The sequence below is a fragment of the Geomonas paludis genome (assembly GCF_014193585.1).
Lineage (GTDB): Bacteria > Desulfobacterota > Desulfuromonadia > Geobacterales > Geobacteraceae > Geomonas > Geomonas paludis.
Genome location: NZ_BLXY01000012.1, coordinates 18,066 through 43,582 on the forward strand (window position 1 = coordinate 18,066; position 25,517 = coordinate 43,582).

Annotated in this window: 21 protein-coding genes; 12 read left to right on the top strand and 9 right to left on the bottom strand. The window is 63.3% G+C overall.

All coding sequences use genetic code 11. From position 1 onward, the window contains the following. The first annotated feature begins 141 nt into the window (after positions 1-141). From radC to H7687_RS18310, 3 genes are all read left to right on the top strand, one after another. A complete protein-coding gene (gene radC / locus H7687_RS18300) occupies positions 142-837 on the top strand; it encodes a RadC family protein (protein ID WP_183350090.1) in 696 nt (231 codons plus the stop codon). Between the two features lie 15 nt (positions 838-852). Beyond that, the gene (locus H7687_RS18305; protein ID WP_183350091.1) at positions 853-1,200 is read left to right on the top strand and encodes a hypothetical protein; all 348 of its coding nucleotides are present in this window, start codon (positions 853-855) and stop codon (positions 1,198-1,200) included. Between the two features lie 69 nt (positions 1,201-1,269). Further along, positions 1,270-1,743: a hypothetical protein gene (locus tag H7687_RS18310; RefSeq protein ID WP_183350092.1), complete on the top strand. Its 474-nt coding sequence runs from the start codon at positions 1,270-1,272 to the stop codon at positions 1,741-1,743. A 563-nt stretch (positions 1,744-2,306) separates the two neighbouring features. Here H7687_RS18310 and H7687_RS18315 read toward each other — a convergent pair. The 3 genes from H7687_RS18315 to H7687_RS18325 all read right to left on the bottom strand — a co-directional run bounded on the left by H7687_RS18315 (position 2,307) and on the right by H7687_RS18325 (position 8,179). Further along, positions 2,307-2,981, bottom strand: coding sequence for a DUF1318 domain-containing protein (locus tag H7687_RS18315; protein WP_183350093.1), 675 nt, complete (start codon positions 2,979-2,981; stop codon positions 2,307-2,309). A 67-nt stretch (positions 2,982-3,048) separates the two neighbouring features. Next, positions 3,049-6,603 carry an AsmA family protein gene (locus H7687_RS18320; RefSeq protein WP_183350094.1) on the bottom strand — a complete coding sequence of 1,185 codons (3,555 nt, stop codon included), beginning with the start codon at positions 6,601-6,603 and terminating at the stop codon, positions 3,049-3,051. A gap of 130 nt (positions 6,604-6,733) precedes the next feature. Continuing rightward, positions 6,734-8,179 carry a glyceraldehyde-3-phosphate dehydrogenase gene (locus H7687_RS18325; protein ID WP_183350096.1) on the bottom strand — a complete coding sequence of 482 codons (1,446 nt, stop codon included), beginning with the start codon at positions 8,177-8,179 and terminating at the stop codon, positions 6,734-6,736. A 444-nt stretch (positions 8,180-8,623) separates the two neighbouring features. Here H7687_RS18325 and H7687_RS18330 point away from each other — a divergent pair, with 444 nt between their 5' ends. Next, the gene (locus H7687_RS18330; protein ID WP_183350097.1) at positions 8,624-8,953 is read left to right on the top strand and encodes a DMT family protein; all 330 of its coding nucleotides are present in this window, start codon (positions 8,624-8,626) and stop codon (positions 8,951-8,953) included. A 177-nt stretch (positions 8,954-9,130) separates the two neighbouring features. Then, positions 9,131-9,604 (top strand): DUF2127 domain-containing protein, encoded by a 474-nt coding sequence (locus tag H7687_RS18335; RefSeq protein WP_183350098.1) that lies wholly within the window; start codon positions 9,131-9,133, stop codon positions 9,602-9,604. On the opposite strand, the gene H7687_RS18340 is transcribed toward H7687_RS18335, so the two are convergent. Together H7687_RS18340 and H7687_RS18345 are read right to left on the bottom strand one after the other, a co-directional pair. Then, positions 9,601-10,371, bottom strand: a complete 771-nt coding sequence (locus H7687_RS18340; RefSeq protein ID WP_183350099.1) for a sugar phosphate isomerase/epimerase family protein — start codon at positions 10,369-10,371, stop codon at positions 9,601-9,603. The two genes, H7687_RS18335 and H7687_RS18340, sit on opposite strands and share 4 nt — an antisense overlap. Continuing rightward, positions 10,364-11,416, bottom strand: a complete 1,053-nt coding sequence (locus tag H7687_RS18345; protein ID WP_183350100.1) for a potassium channel family protein — start codon at positions 11,414-11,416, stop codon at positions 10,364-10,366. The genes H7687_RS18340 and H7687_RS18345 overlap by 8 nt, the downstream gene beginning before the upstream one ends. Positions 11,417-11,561: 145 nt before the next feature. On the opposite strand from H7687_RS18345, the gene H7687_RS18350 reads away from it, so the two are divergent. From H7687_RS18350 to cysS, 6 genes are all read left to right on the top strand, one after another. After that, a complete protein-coding gene (locus tag H7687_RS18350; protein ID WP_183350101.1) occupies positions 11,562-12,254 on the top strand; it encodes a GntR family transcriptional regulator in 693 nt (230 codons plus the stop codon). 659 nt (positions 12,255-12,913) lie between these two features. Next, the gene (gene selA / locus H7687_RS18355) at positions 12,914-14,287 is read left to right on the top strand and encodes an L-seryl-tRNA(Sec) selenium transferase (protein ID WP_183350238.1); all 1,374 of its coding nucleotides are present in this window, start codon (positions 12,914-12,916) and stop codon (positions 14,285-14,287) included. Between the two features lie 187 nt (positions 14,288-14,474). Continuing rightward, a complete protein-coding gene (gene ispD / locus H7687_RS18360) occupies positions 14,475-15,170 on the top strand; it encodes a 2-C-methyl-D-erythritol 4-phosphate cytidylyltransferase (RefSeq protein ID WP_183350102.1) in 696 nt (231 codons plus the stop codon). 4 nt (positions 15,171-15,174) lie between these two features. Then, the gene (gene ispF, locus H7687_RS18365; protein ID WP_183350240.1) at positions 15,175-15,648 is read left to right on the top strand and encodes a 2-C-methyl-D-erythritol 2,4-cyclodiphosphate synthase; all 474 of its coding nucleotides are present in this window, start codon (positions 15,175-15,177) and stop codon (positions 15,646-15,648) included. Between the two features lie 207 nt (positions 15,649-15,855). After that, entirely contained in the window at positions 15,856-17,544 is a 1,689-nt protein-coding gene (locus H7687_RS18370; protein WP_183350103.1) for a glutamine--tRNA ligase/YqeY domain fusion protein, read from the top strand. Positions 17,545-17,712: 168 nt separating this feature from the next. Then, on the top strand, positions 17,713-19,155 hold the full coding sequence (cysS, locus tag H7687_RS18375) for a cysteine--tRNA ligase (RefSeq protein ID WP_183350104.1): 1,443 nt from the start codon (positions 17,713-17,715) through the stop codon (positions 19,153-19,155). 99 nt (positions 19,156-19,254) lie between these two features. Here the strand turns inward: cysS and H7687_RS18380 are convergent, their stop codons facing one another. Both H7687_RS18380 and H7687_RS18385 read right to left on the bottom strand, forming a co-directional pair. Continuing rightward, entirely contained in the window at positions 19,255-19,434 is a 180-nt protein-coding gene (locus tag H7687_RS18380) for a ribbon-helix-helix protein, CopG family (protein ID WP_183350105.1), read from the bottom strand. Positions 19,435-19,680: 246 nt separating this feature from the next. Beyond that, positions 19,681-21,963 carry a sigma 54-interacting transcriptional regulator gene (locus H7687_RS18385; protein WP_183350106.1) on the bottom strand — a complete coding sequence of 761 codons (2,283 nt, stop codon included), beginning with the start codon at positions 21,961-21,963 and terminating at the stop codon, positions 19,681-19,683. A 372-nt stretch (positions 21,964-22,335) separates the two neighbouring features. On the opposite strand from H7687_RS18385, the gene H7687_RS18390 reads away from it, so the two are divergent. After that, on the top strand, positions 22,336-23,778 hold the full coding sequence (locus H7687_RS18390) for a transglutaminase-like domain-containing protein (RefSeq protein ID WP_183350107.1): 1,443 nt from the start codon (positions 22,336-22,338) through the stop codon (positions 23,776-23,778). 319 nt (positions 23,779-24,097) lie between these two features. Here H7687_RS18390 and H7687_RS18395 read toward each other — a convergent pair whose 3' ends face one another. Continuing rightward, complete coding sequence (locus H7687_RS18395) at positions 24,098-24,235, bottom strand: hypothetical protein (protein ID WP_183350108.1); 138 nt, start codon at positions 24,233-24,235, stop codon at positions 24,098-24,100. Between the two features lie 271 nt (positions 24,236-24,506). Then, positions 24,507-25,352, bottom strand: a complete 846-nt coding sequence (locus tag H7687_RS18400; RefSeq protein WP_183350109.1) for an energy-coupling factor ABC transporter ATP-binding protein — start codon at positions 25,350-25,352, stop codon at positions 24,507-24,509. Positions 25,353-25,517 lie beyond the last annotated feature (165 nt).

The following is a 25,517-nucleotide window of genomic DNA, read 5'->3' on the forward strand; positions in this document are numbered from 1 at the left end:
TGAAATAAGTAATTCGTTCAAACTAATTAGGCGGATGCTGTTTACTTCCCTCGCCGCTTTCGGTCTGGCGAAGCCGCCGCCCTTGTGTATTATTAAGCTTTAATTTTTTTCAGCCCGGGACTCCACCACAGGAGCGGTTTCATGAACGGCGGAATAAAGTGCTGGCCCGAAGCGGAACGTCCCCGTGAGAAGATGATGCAACGTGGCCCATCGGCGCTTTCCGAAGCGGAACTGCTGGCCCTCATCCTCGGCAGCGGCGATGCCGCCAGCGGCCGCAGCGCGCTGGACCTGGGCCGTGAGCTGATCCTTCAGTTCAAGTCCCTGCGGGGGCTGGCCGACGCCTCGTTGCCGGAGATCCAGCGGGTCAAGGGAATCGGGCCCGCCAAGGCGACCTGCATCCTGGCCGCGCTCGACCTGTCCCGGCGCATCCGCGAGAAGGAGCGGCGCCCCATCGAGTCGTTCGAGCGTTTCACCTCGGCGGCGCAGGTATTCGAACACCTGAACCACGAATACCGGGACCGGCACACCGAGCAGTTCGTGGCGCTGCTTTTGGATGGCAAGAACCGGATCATCAGCCGCGCCCTCATCTCCGAAGGATCGCTGAACCAGAGCATCGTGCACCCACGCGAGGTCTTCAACGCGGCGGTGCGCCAGTCGGCGGCGGCCATGATCCTGTTGCACAACCACCCAAGCGGCGACCCCACTCCCAGCCCCGAAGACCTTGCCGTCACGCGTCTTCTGTGCGAGGCCGGACAGATCATGGGGATCAGGGTGCTCGATCACATCGTGATAGGCGAGAACGAGTACTACAGCTTTGCCGATCACGGCCAGATCTAGCCCACCGGAGGAGCCATGGAAACGACCGTCGCCTCGGTGCAGGGCGCCTACTTCCTGACAACGGGCCTGTGGCCTATCTTCAGCATCAGGACCTTCATGATGATCACCGGCCCCAAAACGGACCTGTGGCTGGTGAAGACGGTCGGGGCGGTCCTGGGCGTGACCGGTGCGGCCCTCCTCGTGGCCGGTCTCGCCGACCAGGTGACACAGGCGCTGGTGCTGCTGGCGGTAGGAAGTGCCGCCGCCCTCGCCGCCGCCGATGTCATTTACGCCTCCCGCAAGGTCATTGCACCGGTATACCTGCTGGACGCCGTACTGGAAGCGGCGTTGATCGTCTGGTGGGTTGCCGCGTTACTGCTTTGAAGACGCACCACTACCCCCCGCGCCGGATCAGCCGGTGAGGGCGCCGCAGCGGCGGAACAGGAGAACGAGATGCGCAAAACCGTAACGAAGAGCCAATTTCAGCAGCACCACGACCAAGGTGCCGAGTGGCTGGACCTGGACAGCATCGCCCGGGTGGAAATATCGTCGGAAGACCCGACCCAGCCCATCGAGGCCGCCCTGCAGCCGGCGGGAGCCCCGGGATGGCGGGCGGCAGAGCCGGGGCCGCAGGTGATCCGCCTGATGTTCGACGCTCCGCAAAAGGTGAAGCGGATCTACCTGCTGATCAACGAAGAGGAAGTGGCGCGGACCCAGGAATTCGTACTGCGTTACGCGCAGCACCACGGCCACCACTTCCGGGAGATCGTGCGCCAGCAGTTCACCTTCTCCCCTCCCGGCACCACCACCGAGCAGGAGGAGTACCAGGTGGACCTCGACGGCGTGACCATGCTGGAACTTGAGATCATGCCCGATGTCTCCGGCTCGGCGGCGAAGGCGTCGCTGGGGAGGCTGCTGCTGGCTTGACCGGAACAAAAAAAAGCGCCGAGAGGAAAAGGAGGATCCATCATCGGCGCAAAAGTTGGGTTTTCTGGCAAGCGGCATCTGCTGTGCCGCTTTGTCTTTCATTATTACAAGAGCGGTGCCAAATTCATTGGGCGCTCGAAAAATTTCTCAACCCCCTGTTTGGCAAGGTATTTTTAGCATTTCGAGGTCAATCACCGCCACCTGCTCCGGATCAACCGGCTGAACAGCAAAGCCGCTCCGGGCGCCCTCAACCCGGCAAAAACCACGCGAGAACAGCCACTTTCACGTCTTGAGCAGCAGTTCAAAGTTTGCACAGGGTGTCAAAATCCCGCTGCCGCTGTGTCATCAATCCTGTTCAACCTCCCCCCTCTCCCCCTCTCTCCTTGGGAGAGGGTGGCCGCAGGCCGGGTGAGGGCGCTGCGGACTGCGTCATTCTCTCGTGGCTAGGCCCTCACCCCGGCCCTCTCCCGGAGGGAGAGGGAGATTACCCCCTATAGCGCCCATAAAAAGAAACGGCCGCGGAACATCAGCCCCGCGGCCGTTTTTGCCGATATTTCCACTTGTTACTTCTGCACCCACCGGTCGTTCGGCAGTTGCATCCACCACCCCGGCTGGGCCGCTTCCCGCTTGGTCTCGGCGTAGGTGGCAGCCGCTTTACCCATGACCAGGTTCAGCGCCTCCTTGCTCTCTTTTTGCTTCTGCAACTTGAGGATGGCCTTGGCCATGCTCATGACTACCGTCTTGCGGCTCTGGTTTTCCGCGGCCACCAGCGCCTCATCCTGCGGGGCAAGCTTCCCCTTGGCGGAAGGGGGAACCACCACCAGCGCCTGCTTCGAGAGCCCGACTGCCCCGCTGGCAAAGAGGGCGTTCAGCCTGGGGAGCCGCTTGCTCATCTCGTCGTAGGCCTTCAGGACCTCCGGCATGCTGGAGAGCTCGACCGCCAGGGCCTCCGCGTCGGCATCGGTATCCGCGGCATAGGCCTCGGCCACCAACGAGAACTGCGGCAGGCCGTCAAAAAGGCGACTCTGCGGTTTGTCCCGGGGCGCGGCCGGCGGCAGGCCCGGGGGCGGCGCGGGGGTGGCCGGTTTATCACCGCTCTTCAGGAGCATGTCGTCCAGCGACTTGTACGCCTCCTTGGCGGCTTTCTCGGGGAAGTAGACGTTGACCGTAATGACCGCGCAGGCGGCAAGGGAGCAACAGGCAAGGACCAGCAGCAACTTGATCAGTCTCGTTTTCATGGGACACCCCCGTCTCGACGTTTTTCTACTCCTGGATATGGCACTTCACGAATATAACACAGCAGCATCACTCTTCCCACTTGAACTCCGGCACCGGCTCCGGTTTCGCCGGCGTCTTCTCGGCGGGGGCCTCTCCGGTCGCGGGCGTACCGCGCACGGCCGCCTCCTTGATCGACTCCAGCAGGTGGTCCAGGGCGATCCGGTTCTGGGTCGGCGCTATGTTCACGTTCAGGTCCTTCACCCCGAAGAAGTTGGTATTGACGATCTTCAGCGTATTGAAGGTCAGGTCCCCCTCCTGCAGGGTCGCCTTGATCTCCGCCTCGTCGTAGTCGCGGTCCCGGCTCAGGAAAAAGCCACTGAGCTTCTGCTTGGCCAGGCGCTGCAGAAACTCCTTGCTGACCAGCATCTTCTCCCCTCCCCCTTCGCGGGCCCAGAGATCGATAAAGCCGGTCATCCCCGCGACGCCGCCTCCCATCCCCCTGACGCTGATGACGCCATCCACCCGCCCCGAGATGTACCCTTGCACGCTGGGAATGCTGCGGCAGAGCCGCTTCAGGCTAACGCCGTTCACCAGCAGATCGGCGCGATAGGTCATCTTTTCCCTGACCGCCAGGTACCCCGTCCCGAGCATGACCCCATCGTACAGAGTTGTCCGCAGGGGGGCGATCTCCATGAGTCCCTGTGCGGCGCGCAGCTGCAGGGTGAGCTTGCCGAGTTCCAGGGTGCCGAAAACCGTTTTCCCCACCGTCAGCTGTTCGCCAGCGGACGGGAGAGCCCGCAACTCGCCGAGCACACGCTGGTAGTTCGCCCTGCTGAACTCCCTGCTCTCTTTGGGCTGGGGTGCGCTCTTGCCGGAGAGGTCGAGGGAGACCGGGATCCTGCCGTTGATGTCGGCAACCGTCAGCTTCTGGGGGGGCGACTCGATACTCCCCCCCCGCAGGTCGATGCCCCCTTCCAGGAACTGCCGCCCGTCCCGTAACTCGAGCGTTGCGTTTGCGGCGAGCGCGCCTTTCAGCGTCGCCTCCTGGAGCGCCGGGGGGAGCAGGTTGGCGGTCGCATCGATCAGCTCCTCGACCCGGGTGTCGGGGAGCGCAATGCTGATGGTCCCGCGACGCTTGGGGGTGAAGGCGGCGGCCACCTGCCCCCGCGCCCGCAGGGCAACCCCTTTGCCCGGCGAAAAGAGCCCTTCGCCGATGGCGAGGTTCCCTCCCGCATAGCTCCCGGACAGGAACAGGGAGGCGCCGGTGAGAGCGTTCTTGCCGCCCTTGGCCAGGGCCAGCCCGCGCCCCTTGGTATCGAAGCGGCACTCCAGCCCCTTCTTTCCGGAGTAGGTGCCGGAAGCGCGCAGGTCGAAGTGGCCGCCGGTGGGGCGGACGGTGGCGGACCGCGGCAGCAGGGATGCAGCCTGGGTCGCGCTGCCGTCCTGTAGCGAGGCCTTGAAAGCGACGCCGGACTCGGCAGCAAAGGGACGGAAGGTCGCCTCGGCGGCCAGCTTCCCACCCAGCAAAGTGCCGTTCAACTGCGCGCGCCCCCCCGCCTTGGCGAAGCTCGCCTGCAGCACCGCGCCCCCTAGCTGTTTGCTGTTCATGGTGACGGCAGGGGAGGAAAGGTCGGCGGATCCCTCCAGCCATTTCTCCGTCCCTGCCGTGACCAGCCTGCCTTGAACCCGCCCCGACAGACCGGCAAGCTCCAGGTCGCCCTGGCGCAACGCGCCCCCCTCCAGCTCAAGAAAGAGCGGAGTCTGCCCTGCCGGGGTTCCCGGAGGGGGCAATCGGCCGGCGACCCGGTTGGCGACCAGCCTCGTTGTTCCCAGCCGGGCCTGAACCCCGTCCAGGGTGACCTTGTCGTCCTCGACCCGGTAGCCGAAACGGGCGTCGCCGTGCTGCGAGCCCACGGTCACCCCTGCCAGCTGTGCCTGGCCGGCAGCCTGCCGGTGTCCCCCCTGCTGGCGCAGGCCTATGCTGACCGCCCCGTCCTTGACGGCCACCGGCTCCTTGCCCCGCATTCCAGCGAAACCGGCCAGCCCGATGCGTCCCGAGAGCTTCAGGTCCTGCGCCCCTTTTCCCGTCAACGTCACCGTGCCCGACCCGGTGCCGGCGGTGGCCTGCAGGTCGTAGCGTTTCAGGAACGGGTTCAGGGCGGAGAGCTTCGCCTGCGCGAGCCTGAGCGTGGCCGACAGCGGCTCGGGGCGCTGCAGATCGTATGACAGATCCCCCTCGGCGGGGACGCCGAAGACGCGGAAGCCGAAGCCTCGGCTTTCCATCGTCACCGGTTTCAAATGAGAAGAGAGGGTCACATCGAAGGGGAGGTGCAGGGTCTCGATGATCGCCCCGCCCGCCCCTGGAGTGGCAGAGAGAGTGCCGACGGCGGCGACGCCCTGTCCCTTGCGCGACAGTGCCGCCTTCCCGGAAAGCCCCGTGACCAGCAGTTCCCCCTTCCTTGTCAGCGAACCATCCTGGAGCAGCAGGAGACCGGCGGCGCTCTCCACCCCGCCGGTACCGGTACCTTCCAACCTCAGGGACTCGCAGCGCAGCTTCCCCGCCAGCAGCAGACCGCGCCGGGCCTCCTCGTTCAGAAGCACGTTGAGCAGGGCCAGATCGACCTGGTCCACCCCGAACAGGAGGGCATAGCGCCGCTCCTTGCTCACCCCGGTCAGGCTCCCCTCGGCGTGCAGTTGCGCCACCTTCTCGATCGCCAGCGTCGCGTCGTTGAGATCGACCCGGTCCTCGGCAAGTGTGTATGAACCGTTGAACTGCAGCGTTCCAGCGATGGGGTAGCTGCCCCGGGCCGCCGGCAGCAGGACGTCCCTGAACCGGAAGGAGCCCGAACTGCGCAACTCCCCCTTGGCCAGCACCGCGTTGACGGTCAGGGAGCCGACCGCCTTTTCCAGCGGCTGCGGGTTCTTGAGCTTCAGCAGCGTCGCGACCTTGCGCAGCGACAGGATCGGTGCACTCAATGTCAGGTCCACCGCAGCCTGGTCGCCCGGCCGTGCGGTGCCTTGCAGCTGGTAACGGTTGTGTCCGGCATCCTCGAAGGCAAGCTCCACCTGCGCGTTGCGCGAACCGCCGCTGGTCAGGTTGTAGAGTTTGACGTCGACCCCACGCACCCCCTCCCCCTGCACCGTCAGCGCCCCCTTACGCACCACGAGTTTACCGATCACCGTCTCGGGCGCGGGCTTCGCCGGCTTCCTGGCGGCCAGCCTGCGCTGCAGGTCGCTGAAGTTCCAGGCGCCGGCGCCGTTTTTCTGGAGGTTGATGCTGCCGCCGTCGACGGCGATGAGGTCGAAGCGCCGCTTGCCCCGCAAAAGCCCGAGCCATTGTGGCCTGACCGCCACGGTCTCCGCCGCGACCAGGTCGGGGCCGGCAAACCCTTTCGGGTTCATCAGTCTGACCCCGCCCAGCACCAGCGTCCGGCCCGAAAGCGAGACGCGCTGCACGGTGAATTGCTGATTCAGCGTCGAGGTGACCAGGTGGGAGATCTGCCGGGCGGGGAGCGGCGTGGCGAGGTAGATCTGCAGCAGGATGAAGGCGAGCAGACACACGCCCAGGAGCCCGGCGCCGATATACGCCAGGATCCTGACCGGTCCCTCCGGGATTAAGTCTCTGCCGCCGACCTCTCTCATGTGCCCCCTTCCTGTGCAGCGTGAACTTTACCCTGCTTCGCCGCCGTGGGCAAGGAGAGGGTGAAACGCGAAAAGGGGCACCCGGCATGGGTGCCCCTTTTCCTGTCTAGCAAGTTTTGCCTGCGCCGAACTAGGCCGGCAGCGCCGGAAGTTCCAAGCCCGCCATCTTCTGGACCATGCGCACGACCTGGCAGCTGTAGCCGAACTCGTTGTCGTACCAGACGTAGAGCACGCAGCGGTTCCCCTGGACGATGGTGGCCAGGGAGTCGACCACGCCGGCGTGGCGCGAACCGACGAAGTCGCTGGAGACGACGTCCGGCGAGTTGGTGTAGTCGATCTGGTTCTGCAGCGGCGAATCGAGCGAGATCGCGCGCAGGTGGGCGTTCAGCGTCTCCACGTCGGTCTCGGTGCCGAGCTGCAGGTTGAGGATCGCCAGCGAAACGTTCGGGGTCGGCACGCGGATGGCGTTGCCGGTCAGCTTGCCGGTCAGTTCCGGAAGCACCTTGGCCACGGCCTTGGCGGCGCCGGTCTCGGTGATGACCATGTTGAGCGGGGCGCTCCGCCCGCGGCGGTCCGCCTTGTGGTAGTTGTCGATCAGGTTCTGGTCGTTGGTGTAGGAGTGGCAGGTCTCGACGTGGCCGCTCACGATGCCGAACTTGTCGCTCACCACTTTCAACACCGGCACGATGGCGTTGGTGGTGCAGCTCGCGGCCGAGAAGATGGTCTCTTGCGGCACGATCAGTTCGTTGTTGATGCCGGCGACGACGTTGGGGATGTCACCCTTGCCCGGAGCGGTAAGGAGCACCTGGGAGACGCCGGGCGCCTTCAGGTGACGGCCCAGCCCTTCGCGGTCGCGCCACTTGCCGGTGTTGTCGATGACGATGGCGTTGTTGATGCCGTACTGGGTGTAGTCGACGTTTTCGGGGGCGTCCGAGTAGATGATGCGGATCATGTTGCCGTTGGCGATGATCGCGTTCTCTTCCTCGTCGATGGTGATGATGCCGTTGAAGGGCCCGTGCACCGAGTCGCGGCGCAAAAGGCTGGCCCTCTTGACCAGGTCATCCGGTCCGGCCTTGCGCACCACGGCGGCGCGCAGGCGGAGCTTCTCGCCGCTGCCGGACTTCTCGACCAGGATGCGGGCGAGCAGGCGGCCGATGCGGCCGAAACCGTAGAGCACGATGTCCTGCGGCTCGTCGAGCAGCGAGGTGCGGCCGGTGTTGACCGAAGCGAGCTCGCTGGCAACGAAGTCGTCGATGGAGACCTGGTCCTTGACCGCGTCATAGCGGACGGCGAGCCTGCCGAGGTCGATACGGGCCGGCGCCAGGTCCAGCTTGGCGAGGGCCTCCAGGATCGGGAACGTCTCCTGGACGGTCAGTTCGCCGTCGAGGATCAGACGGGCGAAACGATGCGCCTTGAGGATCTCGATGGTCGGGCTGTTTACCAGGGAGCGACCGTACACCGTGGTGACGATGTTGTTGTCGCGGTAAAGATGGCCGATGATCGGGAGCATGCGCTCGGCAAGTTCCTCGTGGCCCTGCCATTCCTTCAAATAAGCTTCCTGTTTCTCAATCTTCATAGTTCCGTCCCTTCGCAGAAAATAACACCGGACACTTTCAGGCGCCTCCGGCGCAAAACTCAGCGTACAAATAACGGCCGACGCACCACTGTCAATTGCACTCCAAGGCATCGCCTGAGTACACCGAATCATTTCGCGGTTGACAGAACGACAGTAGCAGGAACGGCCAAAACGGCTGCATACTACAGCATTTTTGTGATGTAAACAATTGAAACTTCAGGAAGATAAACAAGTAATGTTTTTGTTAATTACCACAGACAAATAATGGCGCCGCTCATGTCTTGCCGCCCTTTTATGCCGCCACAACCTTTGCGCCGGACGCAGTTATCGTGTTATCCTTGCCCGTCGCGGCTTGCGCCGCCGGTGTGCGAGCCTTAGCCCCCCCCACCGGCGCGGGACCCGTCACCCCGGCCTAACGGGGCAAAATCTTTACTCGGAACCGCTATGAGAACCATCGTATTGTTGATCCTGTCCAACGTCTTCATGACCTTCGCCTGGTACGCCCACCTCAAGGACCTGCGCAGCGCGCCGGTCTACGTCGCCATCCTGGCCAGTTGGGGCATCGCCCTCTTCGAGTACATGCTCCAGGTGCCCGCCAACCGCGCCGGGTTCGGAACCTTTAGCCTGGGACAATTAAAGATCATGCAGGAAGTGATCACCCTTTCCGTCTTCGTTCCCTTCGCGGTCTTCTACATGGGGCAGCCGCTCAAGCTGGACTACCTGTGGGCGGGCGTCTGCATGGCGGGGGCCGTCTTCTTCATCTTTCGCGGTTAAAAAGTCCCCCCTCCCCTCGCGGGAGGGGGGTAGGGGGTGGGGGTAGGTGCCACATTTGCGGTCATGGCAAGGTCACCCCCCCTGCCCCTCCCCTCGCGGGGGGGGGAGCTGCAAACGCGGGTCGATCTCGATCAATGTTAAGGTCCGGACAACGCTGGGCTAACGGGAGAACAGCGGATGGCAAAGGCGAGAACTGCGAAAGGGCGCGGGTTGCGCGTGGTTGCGGTCTTCGAGGCCCTGAAGGGAGTGGTGGTGCTGCTGGCAGGGTGCGGTGTGCTGACACTGGTGCACAAGAACCTGCACGACATCGCGGTGCGCCTGGTGCTGGTGCTGCACATGAACCCGGCGCGCCATTACCCGGGCATCTTTATCGACGCCGCTAACCGCGTTACCGACCTGCAGCTCTGGATGCTCGCGGCTTCCGCACTGGCCTTCGCGGCGGTGCGCCTGGTGGAAGCCTACGGCCTGTGGCATGAGAAAAGATGGGCGGAGTGGTTCGGCTTCCTCTCGGGAGCGATCTACCTCCCCGTCGAAGTCTACGAGATCTTTCGCAAACCGGACTGGGCCCGTGCTGCCGTGTTCCTGGTCAACGTCTGCGTGGTCGGCTACCTCGCCTCGGCGCTGAAGCGCTCCCGGAAGTCGCGCCGCTAGCCCAGGTAAGGTGCCAGGACCTGCAGCGAGCTCTCCAGGTGCGGCGTGCTGTGGGATTCGATGGTGTAGGCGGCGTCCGGCGCGTACCGCTCCATCAGTTTGAAGAACAACCCGAAGTCGATGGCGCCTTCGCCCGGGGGTGCATGGTCGTCCCTGGTGCCGCTGTTGTCATGGATGTGCACCTCCCTGATCCACGACCCCAGCGCCTCGAACCACTCCTCCATCCCCACCCGCTTGAAAAGATTCCAGTGTCCCACGTCGAAGCAGTGCCCGAAGGAAGGATCCTGCACCGCCTCGAAGAGCGCCTTCAGGGTCGACGGCTCCTCCTCGAAAATGTTTTCCACCGCGACCACGGTGCCGATCTCCCTGGTGCGCCGCAACACCTCCCGCCAGGCGGCGACGCTCAATTCGAGCCACTGCCCCTGCGCCTCCCCGTAACGCCAACGGTCGAAACCCGGGTGAAACACCATCACCTCCGGGCGCAGCACTGCGGCGGCGTCCAGCACCTGGCCGAAGCGGTGCATGGTCGCGTCGCGCAGCATCCGCTCCAACGAGCCAGGGTTCAGGTCCATGAACGGCGCGTGGATGGTGCAGGAAAGCCCCTCCCCGGCCAACGCCCGCGCGGTTTCTGCCAACTGCGCCGGAGTGGCCGCGTCGAGCGCGTCCGCGGAGAGGTAGATCTCCGGGTTCAGCTTGCGCTCCAGGATGAAGGGGAGATGCTCGCCGATCTGGCTGTACGGGACGTGGACGAAGACTCGTTTACTCATCTTTTTTCCTGTGTTTTTTGATCAATTCCTCGGCGCAGCTGTCGCAGCGGACCAGCTGGTCCAGCTTCTGGATCGCCGCCGGTTCTCCCAGCACGATCAGCGTGTCGTGCGCCTCGATCTTGGTGTGGGACTCGGGGTTGAAGACCATTTTGCCGGTCTGCTTCTTGACCCCGACGATGATGACCCCGGTTTCCTTGCGGAAGCCGGAGCTGGCCAGCGTCTCGCCGATGAAGCCGGAATGGGGAGGGATCAGGATCTCCTCCATCTGCAGCTCCATGTGCTCGCGGCCGGTGGCGATCTCGATGAAATCGACCACGGTGGGGCGCAGGATCGCCTGGGCCATGCGCGAGCCGCCGATCAGGTAGGGCGAAACGACCTTGTTGGCGCCGGCCCGCTTCAGCTTGATCTCGCTCCCCTCCTCGCCGGCGCGGGCCAGGATGAAGAGGTCGGGGTTCAGCCCCCGCGCCGTCAGGGTGATATAGACGTTCTCGGTGTCGGAGGTGACCACCGAGATCAGCCCCTTGGCCTTCTTGATGCCCGCCCTCAGCAGCACGTCGTCGATGGTGGCGTCGCCGGGCAGGAACAGGTAGCCGTGACCGTCCTGCTCCATCTGGGCGATCATCTCGACGTCCTTCTCAACCACCACGAAGGGGAGCGGCTTGGCCGAGAACTCCTTGCAGATCAGCGAGCCGATGCGCCCGAAACCGCAGATGATGTAGTGCCCGTCCAGGGCGGCAATCGCCTTTTCCACCTTTTTCCTCCCGATGATGCGCTGAAACTGCCCCTCGAACATGATCTGGGCCAGGCTGCCGACGATGTAACCGATGACGCCCACCCCGAAGAAGATCAGCATCATGGTGAAGACCTTGCCGACGTGGCTCAGGTCGTGGACCTCGCGGAAACCGACCGTGCCCAGGGTGATCACCGTCATGTACAGGGCGTCGAGCAGGCTCCACCCCTCCAGCGTCATGTAGCCGCAGGTCCCGACGGTGAGCAGTAGCAGCAGCACACAAATTGAGATCTTGAAATGGCGTACCGGGTCCATAGCTAAACTCCCTCAGCGTCGCAACATACAGAGCGAGTCGGGAGATTACAAGCTTTTTCATGTGCAACCCCACAATTCTGAAGAGGGAAGTTCTTGACAATCTTTGGATACTGTATACAATACGGCGATCATTGAAGGGGGCCGCATGAAGAAGAACGTTGAGAAGCACCTTACCCTTAGAGAACGGATACTTGAGACCATCCGCGACGCCATCATGTCGGGAGCCCTCAAGCCGGGAGAAAAGGTAGCTGAGCCCGAACTCGCAGCCCGCTTCGGCATCAGCCGCACCCCGATCCGGGAAGCGTTCCGCCAGTTGGAATCGGAAGGGTATCTCTCCGTCATACCGCGCAAGGGAGCGCTGGTCGCCAGCTTTTCCGCCAAGGATGTCGAAGAGTTCTACGCCATCAAGAGCATCCTCGAAGGCTACGCCGCCCGCAAGGCGTGCAGCCTGCTCAGCACCAGGGAAATCAACAAGCTGGAAGCGATCAACGAGAAGTTGCGCGAGATCGCCGCGGAAGGGGACGTGCGCCACTTCTTCAAGGTGCACAACAGCTTCCACGACCTCTTCATCAAGGGCGCCGGCAACGAGAAACTGCACGACATGATCGCCCAGTTGCTCAAGAAATTCCAGCGCCTGCGCCTGGCTTCGCTGATGAAGCCGGGTCGGATGCAGCTCTCGGTGGAGGAGCACGAGAAGATCATCGAAGCCTTCCGCAAGCGCGATCCGGTGATGGCAGAGATGCTGGTGCAGAAAAACGCCGAGTACGGCGGCAAGGTCCTCATCGAGGAAGACACCGCAGCCGCAGAAGCCTGGACCAGCAAAGGGCTCGATCTCTAAAACTTCAAGAAGGTCCCCGTTTGGACCACAGGCGCGGGGCCTGTCTTTTCTCAGGTTTGCGGTGCCGGCGCACGTGCCCGGCATTGCCACGCCGCCCTATCATTTCGTCCGCCCCCCTCCTCTTGTTCCTGCCAACCACGCTACCCGCTCACCCATGACCTATTCAAGCTCCACCGTCCACTGTAATCCATGACGGTCTTTCGCCAGTAAAGTCCCCCGCGGGAGGGGACTGGCTCCGCCAGGTGCCTGTCCCCTTAGGGCTTTGATCTCGTTCCCAAGGTCCACCTTGGGAACGCAAAGCCTCTCGGAAGCTCCAACTTCCCTCGGATGCAAAGCTGGAGCTTTCCGCCATATAGGGTTCCCAAGCTGGAGCTTGGGAACCAGGAAAAGCTCCACCGCAGGAGGGGGACTGGCTCCGCCAGGTGCCTGTCCCCTTAGAGCTTCAGGTGCCTGCCCCTTAGGGCTTGGGTAAGTGGGGCTAAGCGGAATGGGGCGTTCCGCTAGAGGGACAGGCACCTTACGGAGCCTGTCCCTTCCGCCACGTCCCCTCTCTCCACCACTTCTCAAGCTGTGGTTTTTCTTTGCCTCATCGCTCGCTTTGCGCTAAATTAGCGCGTTGCCATTTCATTGGAGAGGGAGGCGCCGTGCAGCAGCTGAAAATGATCCCGAAAGTGGACCGGGTACTGGAATGGGAGGCGGTGCGCGCACTGCTCGCAAACCACCCGAGGGAGCTGGTCCTCAAGGCGGTGCGGCTGGTACTGGACCGGCTCAGAAGCGGCGCCCGCGCCGGCGGCCTGAGCGATGCGGCCTTCGGCGAAGCCGCAGTATGCGCCGAAGTGGCGCGCGAGCTGCGGCTGCTGATCCAGCCCAGCCTGAAACGGGTCATCAACGGTTCCGGCATCGTGATCCACACCAACCTCGGACGCTCCATTCTCCCCGAGGCGGCGCGCGAGGCGCTGAACACGATCGCCTTTTCCTATTCCAATCTCGAGTTCAACCTCGACGAGGGTGTGCGCGGCAGCCGCTACAGCCACGTCGAGGCACTGCTGTGCGAGCTGACCGGCGCCGAAGCGGCCATCGTGGTCAACAACAACGCCGCCGCCGTGCTGCTCACGCTGAGCGCCATGGCGGCGGGGCGCGAGGCCGTGGTGTCGCGCGGCGAACTGGTGGAAATCGGCGGCTCCTTCCGGATCCCGGAGGTCATGAAGCTTTCCGGCGTGACGCTGAAGGAGGTCGGCACCACCAACCGGACCCATGCCAAGGACTACCTGGGCGCGGTCAACGAAAACACCGCCGTTTTCCTCAAGGTGCACTGCAGCAACTTCGCCGTGCTCGGCTTCACCAAGGAGGTGACCGCCGAGGAGATGGTCGAACTGGGCCGGCAGGCGGGCGTGCCCGTGCTGGCCGACATGGGGAGCGGCAACCTGGTCGATCTCTCCAACCGGCTCCCCTGCCCCGAGCCCACCGTCCAGGACTTCGTCCGCGCCGGGGTCGACGTGATCACCTTCAGCGGCGACAAGCTCCTGGGCGGCCCGCAGGCCGGCATCATCGTGGGCAAAAAGCCGTTCATCGAGGCCATGAAGAAGCACCAGCTTTTGCGCGCGCTCAGGATGGACAAGCTGACCCTGGCCAGCCTGGAGGCGACGCTCGCCCTGTACCGCGACGAGATGGTCGCGCTCAAGGAAGTGCCTACGCTACGCATGCTGACCGCCACCCTCCCCGAGCTCACCGCCCGGGCCAAGAAGATCGCCGGCCGGCTGCGTCACCGTACGCCGGACGCCGTCAACTTCAAACTCAGCGAGGGATTCTCCCAGGCCGGCGGTGGCACGCTGCCGCTGTTGAACCTCCCCACCATGCTGATCGAGGTCGCGGTGGAGGGGCTCACCCCCAACGACATCGAGGCGAGGCTGCGCGGCATGGAGATCCCCGTGATCGGTCGCATCAACAGGAACGCCTTCCTGCTCGACCCGAGGACCCTGCAGGACGCCGATCTCGACGACCTTGCCGCCGCCCTGAGCGCCCTGGCAGCCTAAGCCTCCTCCGTCCACATCCCCTCTCCCTCTGGGAGAGGGCCAGGGTGAGGGCGTGCCGTTGATTCGAGATCGGGTAGACGCACCAGTGACAGCGCCAACTTTGGTCATATTTAACTGGTTTTTTCACAGCCAAACTGTATAATTCGGCGATTTCCCCCTCAGGGCGCCCGCTTTTAACGAGGTAACTTTGGCCAGAACATTCGCGCTCATCCCCGCCGCCGGCATGGGCAAGAGGATGGGGGCAGGCTCCAACAAGCAGTACCTCATGCTGGACGGCATGCCGATCCTCGCCCGCACCGTGCAGACCTTCCAGGAAGCCGCCTGCATCGACGCGATCTATCTCATCTCGCCGGAACAGGAGATCCCGTTCTGCCGCAGCGAGGTGGTCGAGCGCTACGGTTTCACCAAGGTGCGCGCCATCGTGCCCGGCGGCAGCGAGCGGCAGCACTCGGTGTACAACGGTCTGCGCGCCATCGACGACATCGAGCCCGAAGACATCGTGCTGATCCACGACGGGGTGCGCCCCTTCGTCTCGGTGCAGATGCTCGAAGATGCCGTCGCGGCAGCCCGCGAGGCCGGCGCCTGCGTGGTCGCCGTCCCGGTGAAGGACACGGTGAAGGTGGTGCGTGAAGGGGTGGTAGCCGCCACGCCGCCGCGGGAAACGCTCTGGCTCGCCCAGACGCCGCAGGGTTTCCGCTACGGCCTGATCCGTGCCGCCCACGACCAGGCCGCCGCCGCAGGATTCCTGGGGACCGACGACGCATCGCTCATGGAATGGCAGGGGCAGCCGGTCCGGGTGGTGCAGGGCGACTACCGCAACATAAAGATCACCACGCCCGAGGACATGATCCTCGCCGAGGCGTTTTTGAAGGAGAAGAACTGACATGATGCGCATCGGACACGGCTACGACGTACACCGACTTGTGGAGGGGCGCAAACTGATCCTGGGAGGGGTCGAGGTCCCCTACGTCAAGGGGCTCCTGGGGCATTCTGACGCTGACGTGCTGCTGCACGCCATCTCCGATGCCATCCTGGGCGCCATCGGCGAGGGTGACATCGGCAAGCACTTCCCCGACACCGATCCCGCCTACAAGGGGGCCGACAGCCGGAAGCTCCTGCGCCACGTGATGGATCTCGCCGAGCGCAAGGGATACCGGATCGGCAACGTCGACGCCACCATCGTGGCCCAGCGTCCCAAGCTCGCCCCCTTCATCCAGCAGATGAGGCAGAACATCGCCGAGACGCTGGGCACCGAGGAGGACCGGGTCAACGTCAAGGCGACCACCACCGAAGAGCTCGGCTTCGCCGGCCGGGGCGAAGGGATCGCCGCCTATTCGGTGGCGCTGTTGGCAAAGAAGTAAGAAACGGGTTTAGCCTGTACCCTCGCCCCCCGGGAGAGGGTGGCCGAAGGCCGGGTGAGGGCGCTGCCACAGCGTGACCCCATCCTCAAGGAGACACCCCTCACCCCGACCCTCTCCCAGAGGGAGAGGGAGGCAACACAGCTGCCATTTGTTAATTAATCACTCTCGCACGCCGGCCCCACCCCGGCGGCGGACAGGACACTTGATATGACTACAGAAGAAACCCCGGTCGTCGAAAAGGCGGCCAACTTCATCCGTAACATCGTCACCGACGACCTGAAAAGCGGCAAGCACCAGACCATCGTCACCCGCTTCCCGCCCGAGCCCAACGGCTACCTGCACATAGGCCACGCCAAGTCGATCTGCCTCAACTTCGGCCTGGCCCGCGACTTCGGCGGCCGCTGCCACCTGCGCTTCGACGACACCAACCCCACCAAGGAAGACATCGAGTACGAGGACTCCATCAAGGAGAACGTCAAGTGGCTCGGCTTCGAGTGGGGCCAGCACATGTACTACGCCTCGGACTACTTCGAGAAGTTCTACAACTACGCCGTGCTCCTGATCGAGAAGGGGCTGGCCTACGTGGACAGCAGCTCCGCCGACGAGATCCGCGCCATGCGCGGCACGCTGAGCGAGCCGGGCAAAGAGAGCCCGTACCGTAACCGCAGCGTCGCCGAGAACGTCGACCTTTTCGCTCGCATGCGGGCCGGAGAGTTCGAGGACGGCAGCCAGGTGCTCCGCCTGAAGATCGACATGGCCTCGCCCAACATCAACCTGCGCGACCCGGTCATCTACCGTATCAAGAAGGTCGATCACCACCGCACCGGCGACGCCTGGTGCATCTACCCGATGTACGACTACGCGCACTGCATCTCCGACGCGATCGAGGGAATCACCCACTCCGTCTGCACCCTGGAGTTCGAGGACCACCGCCCGCTCTACGACTGGGTGCTGGACCAGCTCCCGGTCCCCTGCCACCCGCGGCAGATCGAGTTCGCGCGCCTGAACCTGAACTACACGGTGATGAGCAAGCGCAAACTCCTCGAACTGGTCCAGGAGAAACTGGTCGACGGCTGGGACGACCCGCGCATGCCGACCCTGGTCGGGATCCGTCGCCGCGGCTTCACCCCCGAGTCGATCCGCGCCTTCTGCGAGACCATCGGCGTGGGCAAGAGCGACAGCCTGATCGACATGAGCATCCTGGAGGACGCGGTGCGCGAGGACCTGAACCTGCGCGCCCCGCGCGCCATGGCGGTGCTGCGCCCCCTCAAGGTGGTCATCGAGGGGTACCCGGAAGGGCAGACCGAGGAGTTCGAGGCCGCCAACCACCCCAACAACCCGGAGATGGGAAGCCGCATGGTCCCCTTCGGCAAGACGGTGTACATCGAGCGCGACGATTTCCAGGAGGAACCGGCCAAGGGGTTCTTCCGCATGGCGCCGGGCAAGGAAGTGCGCCTGCGCTACGCCTACATCGTGAAGTGCGAGTCGGTGGTGAAGGATGACAACGGCGAGGTGATCGAGGTGCGCTGCAGCTACGATCCGGGCTCCCGCGGCGGCAGCGCCCCGGACGGCCGCAAGATCAAGGGGACCATCCACTGGGTCAGCGCGGAGCATGCCGTGAACGCCGAGGTGCGCCTCTACGACCGTCTCTTCAGCACGCCCAACCCGGGCGGCAAGAACGAGCCGGATTACCGCACCTCCATCAACCCGAACTCTATAGAGGTGCTCGCCGACTGCAAGCTGGAGCCCTCGCTGGCCGCGGCAACCCAGGAGGACCGTTTCCAGTTCGAGCGCCTGGGCTACTTCTGCCCCGACATGAAGGATTCCCGTCCCGGCGCGCTGGTCTTCAACCGGACCGCCACGCTGCGCGACTCCTGGAACGACGGCAAGAAGTAAGGCAGGGTAAGGGACTGGCTCCGTCAGGTGCCTGTCCCTCTAGCGGAACGCTCCATTCTGCCCCAGCCAGCTTACCCAACCCCCAAGGGGACAGGCACCTTGCGGAGCCAGTCCCCCTCCCCCTTCGCAAAGGGGGACTTCTAAAACTTTATAGAAAGAGGATCTGACATGGCTTTACGCGTCTACAACACCCTTACCGGCAGCAAGGAAGAATTCGTACCGCTCAACCCGGGCAAAGTCGGCATGTATGTCTGCGGCGTAACGGTTTACGACCACTGCCACATCGGGCACGCCCGCGCCAACGTCGTCTTCGACATGATCTACCGCTACCTGCAGGCCAAGGGGCTCGACGTCACCTACGTCCGCAACTACACCGACATCGACGACAAGATCATCAACCGCGCCAACCGCGACGGCGTCCCCTACAACGAGATCTCCGAGCGCTTCATCCACGAGTTCGACAAGGACATGGCGCGGCTCATGCTGCAGCTCCCCACCTTCCAGCCCAAGGCGACCGAGCACATCCCCGAGATCATCGCGCTGGTTGAGCGGCTGATCGAGAAGGGATACGCCTACGCCTCCGGCTCGGACGTCTTCTTCCGCGTGGACCGCTTCGAGGGTTACCTGAAGCTCTCCAAGAGGAACCTCGAGGACATGCAGGCCGGCGCCCGCATCGAGGTGGACGAGAAGAAAGAGCACCCGATGGACTTCGCCCTCTGGAAGGGCGCCAAGCCGGGCGAGCCGTACTGGGAATCCCCGTGGGGCCAGGGGCGGCCGGGCTGGCACATCGAGTGCTCCGCCATGAGCTCCAAGTTCCTCGGGGACACCTTCGACATCCACGGCGGCGGCAAGGACCTCATCTTCCCGCACCACGAGAATGAGATCGCCCAGTCCGAGGCCGCGTCGGGCAAGCCCTTCGTCAAGTACTGGCTGCACAACGGCTTCGTCAACATCAACTCCGAGAAGATGTCCAAGTCGCTCGGTAACTTCTTCACCATCAAGGAAGTGCTGGAGCGCTACGACGCCGAGGTGCTCCGCTTCTTCCTGCTCTCGGCCCACTACCGCTCGCCGATCGACTTCTCGGACCAGAACCTGAAGGAGAGCGAGCTCGGCCTGGAGAGGATCTACAACGCGCTGGCCGGCATCGACGAGCGCCTGGCCGCCGGGACCGACCATGCCCCCACCGAGGAGAGCGCCGAGCTGGACGAGAAGTGCCGCAGCATCGCGACCCGCTTCAGCGAGGCCATGGACGACGACTTCAACACCGCCATGGCGCTCGGGCACGTCTTCGACCTGGTGCGTAGCATCAACCGCGCCCTACCGGTCTCCCCGCTGGAGCTGCTTAGCCGGGTGAAGCAGGAGATCGCCAGCATCGCCGCGACGCTGGGCGTGTGCGATTCCGTGCCCGCCGAATACCTGCAGCGCATGAAGGACCGCAAGACCTCGGAGATGGAGATCCCGGTCGAGGAGATCGAGGCGCTCATCGCCGAGCGCGCCGAGGCCCGCAAGGCCAAGAACTTCAAACGCAGCGACGAGATCAGGGACCTGCTCCTGGAGAAGAACATCGTGCTCCTGGACAGCGCGCAGGGGACCACCTGGAAGGTGAAATGATGTAACAGGAAGGACCCGGGAAACCGGGAACTGCAGGTATAAAAAAAGGCCGCTTAACGCGGCCGTTTTTTATGTTTCGGCGGGGTGTTGCAAGGCGGCCTAGGCCGCCTTCTGGTTCATCTCGACGCTCCTGGCCTTCACGAGTTCCATCGCTTCCCTCATGATGTCGGAAACGCTTTTCTTGGTGGAGTCCATGATTGCTTCGAGGGTCTCACGCTCTGCGTCGCTGATCCTCATGGAAATGACATTGTACCTGGGGTTCTCTCTCATTCTGCCCATCTGCTTCTTCTCCTTGTACTGCTCAAGATTGGTGACACGATGTCTACAATATTGCTATATGCGTGCCAACCTCAAAAAAGAGCAGCCCTGCCGCGTAACCCACTGTTTTCACGTATACCCTTAATTTTACGTTAGATATTTATAATCCAATGATGTATACAAAGTGCGCCACTTTTGGCACACGGTGCGTAATTGTGCCCATTTGTATCATTTTGGCCACGCCGGCGTTACCGTCCGTGTGGCAAATCACTCATCATCTTCCTCGCGCGCGCGGATTGTGCGTCCTTTCAACCCGTGCTTGGCCAAAAGACGATAAAAAGTCCTTCTGGGGATGTTGGCGAGTTGTGCCGCTTTTGACACATTGCCCCCGGCGTCGGCCAGGTAGCGCTGGATCAGCTTCTTCTCGACCCGCAGTACGTGCGGCTCGCGCTCCTTTTTGAACGAGCGCAGGTCGATGACGTCCTCCCCCTCGTCGGCATAGCTTTCCGCGAAGGCCAGCGGCAGGTTGCCCAGCTTGATGATGTCGTCGTGGGTGAGCACCGCGGCGCGCTCGATGACGTTCTGCATCTCCCTGATGTTGCCCGGCCAGGGGTACTTGACCATGGCGTTGATGGCGCGCTCCTCGATGCCCACGATGTGCTTGTTCAGCTTGTTGCGCGCCTTCTCCAGGAAGTAGTGCGCGAGCTGCGGGATCGACTCCACCCGCTCCCTAAGCGGCGGCATGGTGATGGAAAAGACGTTGAGGCGGTAGTAGAGGTCCTCGCGGAACCAGCCGTCGCGCACGCCGTCCTCCAGCGACTTGTTGGTGGCCGCGATGAGACGGACGTCGACGCGGCGCGCCACGGTGCCGCCGACCGGCCTCACCTCGCCCAGGTCGAGTACGCGCAGAAGCTCCGCCTGCAGCTTCGGGGTGATATCGCCGATCTCGTCCAGGAAGATGGTGCCGCCGTCGGCCGCCTCGAAAAGACCCTTCTTCTCGGTGATGGCGCCGGTGAAGGAGCCCTTCTTGTGGCCGAACAGTTCGCTCTCCAGCAGCGAGTCCGTGATGGTGGTGCAGTTCACCGTTACCAGCGGCTTGTCGTTTCGCTTGCTGTAGCGGTGGATGGCGCGCGCCGCCAGCTCCTTGCCGGTACCCGACTCGCCGCGGATCAGCACCGTGGTCGGCGTCGGCCCGACCTGCTTGATCTGGTCCAGGGCCTCCAGCGTATTGCCGTCGCTCCCCACTATGAACTCGTCGCCGTACTCGCGGTCCAACTCCCTCTTGGCCAGCTCGTACTTCTGGATCAGGCGCCCGCGCTCCTCTTCCAGTTGCTGCAGGTTGTGCGGCAGGCACATCTCCAGGTCGGCAAGCCCCTGGAAGACGGCGACCGCGTACTCCCGGCAGGTGCGGTAGCCGCAGGTGCGGCAGTTGAGTTCGTCCTTCTGGGTGAACTTGTTGGTCGCCTGGAGGATCTTCTTGACGTCGCCCCCCTTGGGCGTCGGGAGCTTCGCGTACTTGTCCGAGAAGGTGCGCGAAAGGTTGATGTCCCAATCCTTCTGGTAGTGCGGCGCCACGCGGTACGGGGTCTCGCCGCGGAAGTGGTTGATCACCATGTTGCGCCGGGAGAACTCGGTCAGTTCCTTGTTGCGCCCCGGGCCGCCGATGCAGCCGTCGTAGCAGAAACGCAGATCCACCAGCTTCGGACTGATGCGCCCGGCGGCGAGGTCCTTGATGATCCCCATCACGTTCACTTCGCCCTCGGCGGTGACGATCTCGGTATCGAGCGGGTCGGGGTTGATGCCGAAGGCCTGGAAGGAGCCCTGGGAGAGCGAGAAGACCCGCCCCATGTGCGGCGCCCTGCCGTCGAACGGCTCCTCCTGCAGGGAGGAGAGGTCGATGCCGCGCTCCTTGAAGATCGATTCCAGTTCCCGGTAGGTCAGCAGCACGTCCACCGCCCCCTTGGTCTGTTCCGCCTGCACCTCGAACTTGCCGGCGATGCAGGAGCTGATGTAGATCACCTTGACCTGCTCTCCCAGCACCTGCTTCAGGTAACGCCCCATGGCGACCATGTGGGTTACCACCCCGACCAGGTTCTCGATCAGCTGCGGGTAGTGTCGCTCCACCAGGTCAACCACGGCCGGGCAGTGGGAAGAGATGAGCGGCAAATCCGCCTTGTCGATGGCGTTTCTGTACTCGCCGGCGATCAGCTCCACGCCGCGGGCCCCTTCGTGCACCTCGGCGAAACCGAGCTGGCGCAGGCCTGCGGAGAGCTGGCCGGGAGAGCAGTTGTGGAAGAAGGCGGGGAAGGAGCAGCCCAGGACGGCGACGACCGGGTCACCGGAGGTAAGAAGCGCCTCGGTCACCACCACGTTGTCCGCGATGACCTTGGCGTGCTGGGGGCAGTTGCTCAGGCAGTTGCCGCAGCCGATGCAGCGCTCGAAGATGATCTCGGTGTAGCTCTTCTCCACCTTGATCGCCTTGACCGGGCAGCTGCGCACGCAGGAGTAGCATTTTCGGCATTGGTCGGTAATGGTTACAATAGGATACATCGTTCCTCGCTGGCACAGCCGGATGAAATTGCAGGTCAGGTGGGATTGTATAGGAATCGGGAAAAGTGTGCAACAGTTGGCACACTTGAGATGCGGAAGGTACAAAAAAAAACCCTAGCGACTAGGAGGGCAAGTCGGCTAGGGGAAGGAGGATCCTACGATCCTCCGCAACTCTTATCTATGAACACATTATACTGAGGCGCTAAAAAGACTGCAAGAGCTTAACTGTAATTAATCAAAGGATTCTTCACGGTCTCCACCTCATGAGCCCCGCCCGGAGCGGGTTTCATAAGAAAAAGAGCGGGTTGGCGCATTGCGCCCGGCGCAATTGATGTGGTATAAGTTACCGCGATCTCAGCCAAGGAGGATGGCATGACAACCACGGCACGCTTTCATTTCTCACTACGGCTCATGGCGGTACTCGCCCTGGTCCTGCTGCCGCTGCAGCTCCTGGCGGCGACTCCTCTCCCCAAACTGGCCGCCCCGCCCGAAGGGGAGCGCTGGTTCAGCATCATCATGGGCGACGAGCAGGTCGGCTTCGGCCAGACGACCGTCACCCGCACTGCCAACGGCTACCAGATTTCCTCGCGCGGCAGCGTCAAGATGAAGGTGATGGGGTTCTCGCGTGAGGCCAGTTCCACGGAATCGTACCAGGTGGCTCCCGACCTCACCCTGCGCTCGTTCCAGGTCCAAAACCGCATCGACGGCAGCCCCGTCGACATCGAGGGCGCGGTGACCCCGAAGGGAATCACGGTGCACACCCGTTCCGCCAACGGCAACAAGGAGCGGCTCCTGAAGGTGAAGGGTGCGGTGTACCCGCCCCATGCCCTGAACCTGTACCCGCTCATGCAGGGGGCCGTGCCGGGCAAGACCTACAAGATCCAGTACCTCGATCCGGAAGCGGTGAAGGTGAAGCAGGCGAAGGTCGAGGTAGTAGGCCCGGAAACGCTGGACGGCAAGCAGGTGGTGCACCTGAAGAACGACCTCTACACCATGGTGGACAACGACATCTGGGTCGATCTCTCTGGCAATACCTTGAAGGAATCGGTGCGGGACGGGCTGGTGGTCACGATGGCGCGGGACGAGGCGACCGCGAGGGCCGAGCTTGCGGAAGCGGCCATGGAGAAGAAAGATCTCGTCTACGACTTCAGCATGATCCGGGTGACGCCGCCCCTGGAGCACCCCGAGCGGCTGCAGAAACTGGTAGTGCAGATAACCGGGATACCGGCGCAGCAGCGCCTGCTGCAGGGGACGTGGCAGAGTGCTGAGCGCCAGGCTGACGGCAGCGTGATCTTCATCCTCCCCAACCCCGGCCTCCCCGCGGAAGAAGCGCCCACCCAGGCGGACCTGCAGCCCGGCGAGCGCACCCCCAGCGACAACCCCGAGATCATTGCCCGCATGAGGGCCATCGTGGGCGACGAAAAGGTTCCAGCCCAAAAGGTCGCCCGGCTGACGGCGTGGGTTGCCACGCAGATCAAGGCCGACGTGATCGATTCCCAGTCGCCGCTAGAGACGCTGCAGAAAGGGCGCGGCAACTGCCAAAGCCACGCGCGGCTCTACGTCTCGCTGGCGCGGGCCGCCGGCATCCCGACCCGCTTCGTGTCCGGGCTCGTGTACCAGGGCGACGGGTTCCTGTACCACAGTTGGGCGGAAAGTTACCTGGAAGGGAGGTGGGTCTCGGTCGATCCCACCTTCAACCAGGTTCCCGCCGATGTCACCCACATCAAGCTGGTCGAAGGAGAGTCGCTGGACGAGATGGGGAGCATCGCCGGCATGATCGGGCGTGCGCGGGCCAAGGTGCTCGAGAAGCGCTAGTCTTTTGCCACGGCCACCTACAAACCTGATTAGCGACATCGCTAATTCCCTCTCCCTCCGGGAGAGGGTGCCCGAAGGGCGGGTGAGGGAGGTGCCACGAAGCGGGATCATTGCCTATTGCAGCGCCCTCACCCCACCCCGCTCCCGGAGGGAGAGGGGGATGGGCAAGGCGGAAGACAGTCGCTAATCCTTAAATGCAAAGCGGGGCCGATCTGTTGATCCGCCCCGCTTTTTTGGCAGAAGGACAGGCTCCGTCAGGTGCCTGTTCCGCAGAAAGGGGACGGGCACCTGCCGGAGCCAGTCCCCTCCTTCTTGCCGTCTAGTGGCAGGCCTGCGCCGCCACCACACCCACTCCGTTCTCTCCCGTACCCTTCTTCAAGCTGCTCCGGTAGCAGCCGATCTGCACCAGGATTGCCACTACGTACACCACCCCAACCGCGATAATGAAACCACCCATCTGTCACCCCATTAGTATTTGGATTGGCCGCAGTCAAGCTACCTCCTCGGCTGCGGGCGCATCTTCTAATGAGCACGATACATGCCGCATCGAGTCCAGCGTATGTTATTCGTGAGGAAACGGGAGGTTACGACATTGTAGCCAGGTTATGGAATCGAAACGTGTGCGAAAGTGGGACGCCGAACTGTCTCAATAGCTAACGTCGCAGCAGACGCGACACGAAAAAGGGCGACCCGGTGCGGTCGCCCTGTGAGGGAGTACGGTGCAGCAATCAGCCTTTGCGAGACATCGCCTCCACCATCTCGCGGCGGGCTTCGCCAATGGTCAGGGGGAGGCGGGTGAAGGGGAGGCCTTCTTCGTGCTTCAGCTGGTAGATCAGCTCCGCGATGTGGGGGAGGCGCAGCTTTACGTTGGCCAACTCTTCGGGGGCGGTGAAGACGTCTTCGGGAGCGCCGCCGCGGACCAGACGACCTTTGCTCAGGATATGGAGCTGGTGCAGGAAGATGGGCACCAAGTCGACGCTATGGGTGGCCATGACGATGGTGACGCCCTGGTCCCGGTTCAACCGGGTCAGGAGCTCCATCATCCGGTACTCGCCCATGGGATCCAGTCCGGCGGTGGGCTCGTCCAAAAGCAGGATCTCGTGCCCCATGGCGAGAAGCCCGGCAATGCAGACCCGCTTCTTCTGGCCGTAGCTCAGGTTGTGAATCCCCTTGCCGGCAAACTCGGACATGTCGACGCTGGCCAGGGCCGCCTCGACACGGCTTTTCACCTCGGCCTCGGCGCACCCCATGTTGCGCGGGCCGAAAGCGGCATCCTCGAAGACGCTGCTGGCGAAGAGCTGGTCGTCGGGGTTCTGGAACACGAGACCGACCTTGCGGTAGATGTCACGCGGGTGCAGGCGCAGCACGTTGTCGCCGTCCAGAAGCACCTCGCCGCGATACCCCTTGATCAGCCCGTCCATGATCTTGAGCAGCGTCGTCTTGCCCGAGCCGTTGGAGCCGAGGATGCCGGCGAACTCGCCCCGAGCGATATTGAGGCGCAGGTCGGCCAGCGCGACGGTGCCGTCGGGGTATTTATAGCTTTCGAGGTTGACGGAGATTCTGGTTTGGTCCACGCTGCGTTCCTTTTTCCTGATTAGCTACCTACAACTCTATGTGGCTTTTCCTGCCAGCATCAAATCCCCCCTGCCCCCCCTTCGCAAAGGGGGGAACGTCGGGGCTCGTGCAGCGCTTTGGAGGGGACTGGCTCCGTTAGGTGCCTGTCCCCTTTGTGGTTGAGA

Bases quoted from the DNA above. Each gene is read 5' to 3' on its own strand.
- radC (WP_183350090.1), top strand. From the start codon at position 142: ATGAACGGCGGAATAAAGTGCTGGCCCGAAGCGGAACGTCCCCGTGAG.
- H7687_RS18305 (WP_183350091.1), top strand. From the start codon at position 853: ATGGAAACGACCGTCGCCTCGGTGCAGGGCGCCTACTTCCTGACAACG.
- H7687_RS18310 (WP_183350092.1), top strand. From the start codon at position 1,270: ATGCGCAAAACCGTAACGAAGAGCCAATTTCAGCAGCACCACGACCAA.
- H7687_RS18315 (WP_183350093.1), bottom strand. From the start codon at position 2,981: ATGAAAACGAGACTGATCAAGTTGCTGCTGGTCCTTGCCTGTTGCTCC.
- H7687_RS18320 (WP_183350094.1), bottom strand. From the start codon at position 6,603: ATGAGAGAGGTCGGCGGCAGAGACTTAATCCCGGAGGGACCGGTCAGG.
- H7687_RS18325 (WP_183350096.1), bottom strand. From the start codon at position 8,179: ATGAAGATTGAGAAACAGGAAGCTTATTTGAAGGAATGGCAGGGCCAC.
- H7687_RS18330 (WP_183350097.1), top strand. From the start codon at position 8,624: ATGAGAACCATCGTATTGTTGATCCTGTCCAACGTCTTCATGACCTTC.
- H7687_RS18335 (WP_183350098.1), top strand. From the start codon at position 9,131: ATGGCAAAGGCGAGAACTGCGAAAGGGCGCGGGTTGCGCGTGGTTGCG.
- H7687_RS18340 (WP_183350099.1), bottom strand. From the start codon at position 10,371: ATGAGTAAACGAGTCTTCGTCCACGTCCCGTACAGCCAGATCGGCGAG.
- H7687_RS18345 (WP_183350100.1), bottom strand. From the start codon at position 11,416: ATGGACCCGGTACGCCATTTCAAGATCTCAATTTGTGTGCTGCTGCTA.
- H7687_RS18350 (WP_183350101.1), top strand. From the start codon at position 11,562: ATGAAGAAGAACGTTGAGAAGCACCTTACCCTTAGAGAACGGATACTT.
- selA (WP_183350238.1), top strand. From the start codon at position 12,914: ATGATCCCGAAAGTGGACCGGGTACTGGAATGGGAGGCGGTGCGCGCA.
- ispF (WP_183350240.1), top strand. From the start codon at position 15,175: ATGCGCATCGGACACGGCTACGACGTACACCGACTTGTGGAGGGGCGC.
- H7687_RS18370 (WP_183350103.1), top strand. From the start codon at position 15,856: ATGACTACAGAAGAAACCCCGGTCGTCGAAAAGGCGGCCAACTTCATC.
- cysS (WP_183350104.1), top strand. From the start codon at position 17,713: ATGGCTTTACGCGTCTACAACACCCTTACCGGCAGCAAGGAAGAATTC.
- H7687_RS18380 (WP_183350105.1), bottom strand. From the start codon at position 19,434: ATGGGCAGAATGAGAGAGAACCCCAGGTACAATGTCATTTCCATGAGG.
- H7687_RS18385 (WP_183350106.1), bottom strand. From the start codon at position 21,963: ATGTATCCTATTGTAACCATTACCGACCAATGCCGAAAATGCTACTCC.
- H7687_RS18390 (WP_183350107.1), top strand. From the start codon at position 22,336: ATGACAACCACGGCACGCTTTCATTTCTCACTACGGCTCATGGCGGTA.
- H7687_RS18395 (WP_183350108.1), bottom strand. From the start codon at position 24,235: ATGGGTGGTTTCATTATCGCGGTTGGGGTGGTGTACGTAGTGGCAATC.